The organism is Chitinophaga sp. (assembly GCF_036569185.1).
Taxonomy (GTDB): Bacteria; Bacteroidota; Bacteroidia; order Chitinophagales; family Chitinophagaceae; genus Chitinophaga.
In genome coordinates, this window is the sequence record NZ_DATCRD010000222.1 from 1 (window position 1) to 7,764 (window position 7,764).

A 7,764-nucleotide genomic window follows, 5' to 3' on the forward strand; every position below is an offset into this window, starting at 1 on the left:
TTTTGTTACAGCTTTAGTGGTATGACGATCCTGTCTTTGGAGCCTGAGCTCAAATTGGCTGGACTATTAAGATCAAAAATGTATAATAGTTCCTCAAATGTTTTCCCCTGAGGTGGCGTGCACGTTGATAGATCACAATCAAAAAAGCTCACAAATTCGCCAAATATGGCCGCTGAGAAATCAACATTTTCCAGGATTTTATGCGTGCTTGTATTTGTATCATATATGCCATTAAAAGTAACGTTTTCCAGTTTGCCGACAAACTGACACTGCAGGAAACTGCTGGCATTGAAATTTATATTCTTCAGTTTACAGTGAGTGAAGCCGCAATTGATAAACCGCGTGGCATTAAAATGAAGGCCTGTGAAGTCACATTTTTCAAACTGGCAGTTATTATATTCCCCTTTGTTGTTACCGAATGCAGAATTTTTTAATTTTACATTTTTAAAAATGCAGTGGTCAAAATTACAATCATGAAAAAGTCTGGTGTTGTCCACATTTGTTCGCTCAAACAAGCTCGAATTAAAAGTAACTCTTTCAAAAATGGCACTGTTCATATTGGTGTCAGTGAAATCGAAATCACTTAACACCAGGTTGGAGAATTTTGTTTTTAATACCCAGGTTTGTTCTTTGTGGGTGGTGTTCATGGAGATAAATTAAGAAAATTTATTCAAATTACCGCTACTAAATCAGTGGCATCGGACCTTTAAGTACTTTTAAGAGAGATGGAATACCGGGAATTATTTTTGAAGGGCAAAAAATAATTGTCATTGCAGTGAATACCAAAATACCTTATTTTGCATATACAGTTCTTTCTTTCCAGGTTCGAGAACAAAAGAGTGAACAAACCGGTTTCACTACTTCAGAAATATTGATAATTACATAGTTGAGATAACACGTCGCTCAGTCATCCGACTAATGGCACTTTAAAGCATGTGATTTCATATGAAACTACATGCTTTTTATTTTTCCCACATTTTGTAATTACCATCTCTTTGAGCACAAAAAATTAACCTGTTGCGGTGTAAGTTCGCGCTGCTATTGATTTTAATTATTACTGATTTACTCCTTCTTTTTTTAAGTGGTCAGGCATCAAAGCAATATAATTCGATAATTTTCCAAATCATCTGCCAGGCTGGGGTCAAAATGAAATTATGTGCATTTGATCGGTTATATGCTGCCGACCGGCATCATATTCTCACGTAGATCATGTACTTTTCAAAGGCTAGCCATTAGCGGGCGGATAATATACTCAAGGATTACGACAGGCTAATTAACCAGATCGCCTATACGCCTGTTCCCCGCGCCGGACAAGCTTTTCCCTGCTATTCAACAATTTTCCTGTCACGCGCCACATTTAATAACATTTCATACATCTTTTCTGCGGCGAAAGGTTTGTTCAGAATATCATAAACATGTATCTGGGCCAGTCTTGTCCTTACCTCGGTCATAATATCTGCAGTAAAAATGATAACATGTGTGCCTGGATACTTGCGACGCACGATTTCTGCAAGCGCGTAACCATCAATGGAAGGCATATGCAGATCCAGCAGCGCAACATGATAGCTGTTATTTTCCAGCAAGGTGAGCGCCTCCTGTCCATTGTACGCACAATCAGGTACCACGCCAAAGTACTCCAGCTGTTTCCTGGTTACCAGTACATTGATGGGGTTATCTTCGGCAAATAAGATACGCAGCCCTGTCAGCTTCTTTTCAAAGCGGGCAATAGAAGCGTTACGAACAAATTTAGCAGGACTGTTCTCATCGTTTGCCCGTACAAAAGATATTTCAAAATAGAACTCTGCTCCTTCACCAGGGGCGCTTTTTAGAAAAATTTTGCTTTTATGTAATTCCACCAGCTTTTGGGTGATCGTCAGTCCTAGCCCGGTACCTGCGTGTTTACGATGTGGCGCCTGCTGCAGCTGTTTAAAGCTTTCGAAAATTGTTGAGTGCATTTCCTCCGGGATACCGGTCCCCGTGTCTTTTATAGAAAAATGAATGGTGGCCTGGTCTTTTGTTTGCGTTGTTAGCCGCAGCATGATGGTAACGGTACCCTGGTCTGTAAATTTTATTGCATTACTGACAAGATTATTAAGGATCTGTCCGAGCCGTACCGGATCTGCGATCAGCCGCCTGGGGATATCATCATCTATAAAACTTTTAAGCAGGATGCCTTTGGCTTCTGCCAACGACTTAAACTGGCTTTTGATGTTACTCACCAGCTCATAAAGGTCTACTTCAGCTTCTGAAAGCTCCAGGTTATCGCTCTCCATTTTGGTAAGATCTAATATATCATTAATTAACCGTAGCAAGTGGTCGGCCGAGAAGATCAGGCTCCGGATATATTCCTCCTGGTCTATCGTGTGATTGAGCTTGAGCAGGTTGGAAATGCCAATAATACCATTAAGCGGCGTCCTTATTTCATGGCTCATTACCGACAGGAAATCTGTTTTTGCCCGCGCCGCATTTTCGGCAATATTCCTGGCTGCAATTAGTTCCTGCTCCGCTTTCTTGATCCGTGTGATGTCCATCAATGCCCCTTTCACGATGGCTACTTCCCCATCTTTTACTATAGGTACCCCAATAGCCCGTACCCATTTCTTAGTGCCTTTTGCCGTTATAAGCCGCAGTTCAATATCATAAGTAGTTTGTTTCATGATAGCCTCGCTAACCACCTGGTCCATCCTGGCGCGGTCTTCCGGCTCATAAAAAGCACGGGTATTATCCAGGTCCGGGATAAAATCATCGTCTACTTCGTACAAAAAATAGTTTTGCCTGGTCCAAAACACTTTACCGGTTTTCAGATCCGCTTCCCATCCTGCCGTTTCGCTCAGGCGCTGGCTTAGATCCAGCAGCAGGTGGCTATGCTCCAGCATTTCCTTTGCTTCCCGGATAGCCAGTTCATCTTCTTTCATCCTGGTAATATCCATAAGCGCTCCACGCAGGGCGACCACCTCATTATCCTTGATAATAGGGATCCCAATAGCCCGCATCCATTTTTTAACGCCAATACGGGACACGTGCCTGAACTCAAAATCGTAAGGTATCCGCTGTTTAATTGCTCTTTCAACATTGTTTTTCAGGATCTCCACATACCCTTCATCACAAAAGGAGAGCACATCCTCATAGGTAGGTTCGAAATCAGCCTCCACACTATTAATTAAATAGGTCTGTTTCGTCCAGAATATCTTACCTGTTCGCAGGTCATATTCCCATCCTCCGTTCTGGCTGATTTCCTGGCTGGCATCAAGCAGGCTATTGGATCGTTCAAGTTCTTTGTTTACCTCCTTTAAAGTCCGTCGCTGCTCTATTTGCGTGGTAACATCTTCTACGAATCCGGTATAATGAAGGGGTGTTCCGGATGAATCAAACTCAAATTTCGCATTGGCCTTTAAATGCCGGATGCCATTTAAAGGATGCCGGATCCGGTAAATAAAATCAAAAATCTCTTTTCTTTCTGCCAGCGTAGCCTCCAGCAGCCTGGAAATAAGAGGAATATCCTCTTCATAAACAATTTTCATCCATCCTTTTCCCTGGAGCTCTTCCCGGGTTATCCCGCAAATATTTTGCATCTGTTTGTTCGAATAGAAAACATTTCCATCCGCATCGGCCTGAAATGCGCCAAGTGGTATTAGTTCAAGTAATTGATGTACCGGTATGTTTTCACCTGGAGGTGTAGCATCTTCCTGCCTCATTATACACTGGATTTTGGCGTATTACCTGATCAGATTCTTAGAGTAAGACATTCACTTATTAAGTGAAAATACAATTTATTTACAATATAAACACCAATTGGTTTCGTAATAAATATACCCGCTGCCAACATCTACTTAACAACCGGTTAACACAGTTAACCCGCTATTAACAAAAAACGAAAACGATTCGCAGCAATTTTACATCGTTGTCGGACGCAATCTTCAATTAACAATTTTAAATTTAAACTATATGAAAAGGAAATCTATTTTCCCGGGGGGAGGCTACGTGCTGTCATTAGCTATAGCAGTCATTCTTTTATCATTCCGCCCGGATGGCGGCAAACCGGCAGGTACTTATCTGCATAAGATATCTTCCGCTGAAGGCCATACAAAGCTGGAGTACAATGCAGACAAAACACTGAAAAAAATGCTGCAGTTCCGCAAAACAGAAAATGCATCCTATACGGATGTAATCCTGCCCGTATATGAGAACGGACGCCTGGTACGTACACTTTTTGCTGATGATGAAAACGCTGTCACAGGCGATATATTCACGAGCTACGACTATAATACCGGCGGCGAACAGATCGAAAAGGTAAAGTACTACCGCAATAACGACATATTCACCTACGATTCGCTGGCATACAATGCCGATGGTAACCTGCAAACACGCTACCATTTCAGCAAACATCCATCTTCCGGCAAGTGGGAAAATACAGGCTATGAACAATTTACCTGGAGCCAGGACGGAAATGTTGAAAGGGTGGATAACTACGGCAAACAACCCGGCTATAGCAAATTTGTATGTACTTCTTCTTTAAGTTACACTTATGACAAAGCACAGAACCCGCAGCACGAGCAGCCGGTACTGGCCTTTGTACTGGAGGCAAATGCCGCCAACCTGTCTGCACATAACGTACTGTCTGAAACTATCAGTTCCGCTAATTCATCCGCAGCTATTACCAATACCTACAGCTACGCTTATAATGCGGCCAAATACCCGGTACGTGCCACGTTCAACTCAGGTATGGACAATAGTATTGTAAAACTGGAATGGATATCACTGCCATAAGTGACCTTTCAGATAACATCTTTTATCAGGATTAAAGGGGAGGAGTAATGCTGAAGTGCCCCTGAAAGACAGACTTTTGGGGGCTTTCAGTTTACTTACAGGAAAAATAAAATTACGTTTCATAACCTATTGCCTTATCTGGAAGCCGGCCTTTTTTCCATTTCAGCAGTTAACCCCGGAAAACCCAGGTAGTTAATCCCCGTTAGAAATCCCCACGTATTTTTTAATCAGGACAAGATTTCATATCTTTAAATAAGGTGTAACCGAAGCTACTAACAATGGCTATCTCCGGTTATTTCCTCCCCATTGGACATATCCCGGTTAAACCTATTATTTAAAGAATGAAAAATGAACCGAATTCGCCTCTGGACGAAGCCAGTGGTCTGTTGGCTGTCTTGCAATATGCGCCCATGGGGGCATTTTGCTTTGACGCAGCAAATAACTGCATTTTTGTTAATCATGCGCTGGAAGAAATCTCTGGGCTCTCGCTTTCCGAATCACTCGGCCGGGGATATACAAAAACAATTTTCCCGGAAGATTTACAGACACTGAAAGCTGCCCTCGGAGCTACAGCGGAGAGTCCCGGACATCCCATTTCTCTTTCTTTCCGGGTCAGCCATCCTACTAAAGGTACCCGCTACTGCCGTGTTAATTCCTGGGCCCTGCCTGCCCAAAATGGCAGCGGAAAATATCGCATAGGCTATGTACACGACGAGACCGAAGAGCAGATACTGAAAAGTAAACTGGAGCAAAGCAATATGCTGCTGAACTTTAGCCAGGCGTTGGGAAAAACCGGGGGGTGGGAATATCGTCTGGATACCGGCGAGATCTTCTGGTCCCGGGAAACCTACCGGATAAATAATGTGACAGAGGATTTTATCCCCTCCCTCGATAAAATATATACACTGCATGATGAAGCATCCCAACAGATCCTGCAGGAACGGATACATCAGGCCATTGAAAAAGGAACCCCTTATGATGTGGAACTCCGGCTGGTTGCCACCGACCCTGATAATTCCGGGAAATGGATCCGGGCTATCTGTGTACCGGTAATAAAAGATGGTAAGGTGGTCGCACTCAAAGGGGCAGTGATAGACATTTCAGAAAAAAAAAGAGATGAACAGGCGCTGATAAAAGCCAGGGAAGCTGCGGAAAAATCAGCGAGAGACAAATTCGACTTCCTGTCTACCATGAGCCACGAAATAAGAACCCCGCTTAATGGCATTATTGGAATTGCTCATCTGCTCAAAATGAGTTACCATCCGGCACATGAAGAATACATTAACAGCCTTGTATATTCCTCGGAACACCTGTTACAGCTGATCAATGATATAATGGATCTCAACAGGATCGAAACCGAAAACCTGGAACTGCATTTTTCCGAAGTGGATTTACCCGAACTGCTGGGGCACATAAAAGTACAGATTAACCAGCAGGCGATTGAAAAAGGTCTTTGGTTAAATACCGTCGTAGACTTAAATACACCGCGACATATTCTGGCCGATCCTGTCCGTATCAGCCAGATATTGAATAACCTGATAAGTAATGCTATAAAGTATACCGAAAAAGGCGAGATCACAGTATCTGTCATTGTAAAAGCAGAAACAACGGATACGGTAACTTTGCGGTTCTCTGTAAAAGATACCGGTATAGGCATTCCCCCCGAGCTCCACGAAACAATTTTTGAAAGTTTCAGGCATCTCCATACAACTTCCTCCCACCGCTTGTCTGGTTCCGGACTGGGACTGGCTATCACCCGCCGGTTGATAGCCCTGCTGGGCGGCAGGATTGTGCTGGAAAGCAGCCCCGGAAAGGGATCCAACTTTTATTTTGACTTAACCTTTGAAAAACGGATCGCTAAAACGGTGGATACAGGCAGATCAATGCAAAATGATATATCGGCCTATGCAGGTAAATTTAACTGGTTACAGTTACTCCTTGTTGAAGACTCCAAGGTTAACATTATGGTGGTAGAAAAACAGCTGAAATATTTCGGGATAACTCCGGATGTAGCCACAAACGGCAATGATGCAGCAAGCCTGTTGCAGAGCATCTCCTATGATGTAGCCCTGATCGATCTTCATATCCCGGGTATGGATGGCTATGCCCTCGGAAAACTGATAAAGCAGCAATACCCCGATGTCCAGGTTGTTATTTTTACTGCCGATGTCCTGGCAGATGTAAGAACACGCTTTGCCAGTTTAAATATCACCCATTTCCTCAATAAACCATTTGTCCCGGATGAGATGCTGGATATCCTGTTGAAAATAAGTTATGGGAAAAAGAAACAATAGCTTTTCGGACAGGTAGTAAAATAACACTTCGCCCGGTCACTGGTTTGTGCATGCTGTTGCTTCATATCATCCCCCTCTTTTTAATGGCTGATGGGATAGGGGCCATCCGTAAAGCTCTCTGCATGATATCCTTTTGAACCGGTTAATTCTGCAAGTGGGCTGCGTAAACTTTCTCCTGCGTTTATACGTGCTATTACGTAAGCGAAATCATATGTTGGTTCCCAACCCAGCTCTTTTCTCGCTTTCTCATTTACATACACCCGGTCTATGCTTTGGTGAATCTTCCATCCGCGGTGGCTATACGCTGCTGCATAAGCCGGTACGGTGCGCAGTACTACCTCTGGCGCATTGAGGCGCAGATCACGCAAATCTGCGGGGCGGAACGGCGTGGTAGCGCTGATAATATAAACGCCCCATCCGATGGAGGAAGCCTTTTCTGCCGCCAGCAAATGTGCATTTACCGCGTCTTCCAGCTCTACCCTGCGAAACAGGAATTCGTTGGCCTTCAGGTTCTCGTCCTGAAAGGTTTCCCTCATATGTTTGTCGTCGTCTTTTTCAGGAAAGAAACGGGAAGTGCGAAGTACTATGCAGGGCAGGCCGTGATTTCTGTAGAAGAGCTGGCAAAGGTCTTCTGCTGCTTTTTTGGTTACCCCGTAGATATTCTTAGGCTGTGGCTGCACTTCCTCCGTAATCCAGGCTGCAG

Annotated in this window: 5 protein-coding genes; 2 read left to right on the forward strand and 3 right to left on the reverse strand. The window is 43.7% G+C overall.

The genetic code is table 11. From position 1 onward, the window contains the following. Positions 1 to 5: 5 nt before the first annotated feature. On the reverse strand, positions 6 to 647 hold the full coding sequence (locus VIM72_RS16595) for a pentapeptide repeat-containing protein (protein WP_332003948.1): 642 nt from the start codon (positions 645 to 647) through the stop codon (positions 6 to 8). 678 nt (positions 648 to 1,325) lie between these two features. After that, positions 1,326 to 3,695: a PAS domain-containing protein gene (locus tag VIM72_RS16600; RefSeq protein WP_332003949.1), complete on the reverse strand. Its 2,370-nt coding sequence runs from the start codon at positions 3,693 to 3,695 to the stop codon at positions 1,326 to 1,328. A gap of 250 nt (positions 3,696 to 3,945) precedes the next feature. Between VIM72_RS16600 and VIM72_RS16605 the strand changes: the two genes are divergently transcribed. Together VIM72_RS16605 and VIM72_RS16610 are read left to right on the forward strand one after the other, a co-directional pair. Then, a complete protein-coding gene (locus VIM72_RS16605) occupies positions 3,946 to 4,767 on the forward strand; it encodes a hypothetical protein (RefSeq protein ID WP_332003950.1) in 822 nt (273 codons plus the stop codon). Between the two features lie 341 nt (positions 4,768 to 5,108). Next, positions 5,109 to 7,061, forward strand: coding sequence for an ATP-binding protein (locus VIM72_RS16610; protein WP_332003951.1), 1,953 nt, complete (start codon positions 5,109 to 5,111; stop codon positions 7,059 to 7,061). Between the two features lie 80 nt (positions 7,062 to 7,141). Here the strand turns inward: VIM72_RS16610 and VIM72_RS16615 are convergent. After that, positions 7,142 to 7,764, reverse strand: a 623-nt coding sequence (locus tag VIM72_RS16615) for an NAD(P)-dependent oxidoreductase (RefSeq protein ID WP_332003952.1), incomplete at its 5' end; no start/stop codon positions are given.

What these genes read in the sequence shown, in the direction of transcription:
- VIM72_RS16605 (WP_332003950.1), top strand. Translation starts at nt 3,946, where the DNA reads ATGAAAAGGAAATCTATTTTCCCGGGGGGAGGCTACGTGCTGTCATTA.
- VIM72_RS16610 (WP_332003951.1), top strand. Translation starts at nt 5,109, where the DNA reads ATGAAAAATGAACCGAATTCGCCTCTGGACGAAGCCAGTGGTCTGTTG.
- VIM72_RS16600 (WP_332003949.1), bottom strand. Translation starts at nt 3,695, where the DNA reads ATGAGGCAGGAAGATGCTACACCTCCAGGTGAAAACATACCGGTACAT.
- VIM72_RS16595 (WP_332003948.1), bottom strand. Translation starts at nt 647, where the DNA reads ATGAACACCACCCACAAAGAACAAACCTGGGTATTAAAAACAAAATTC.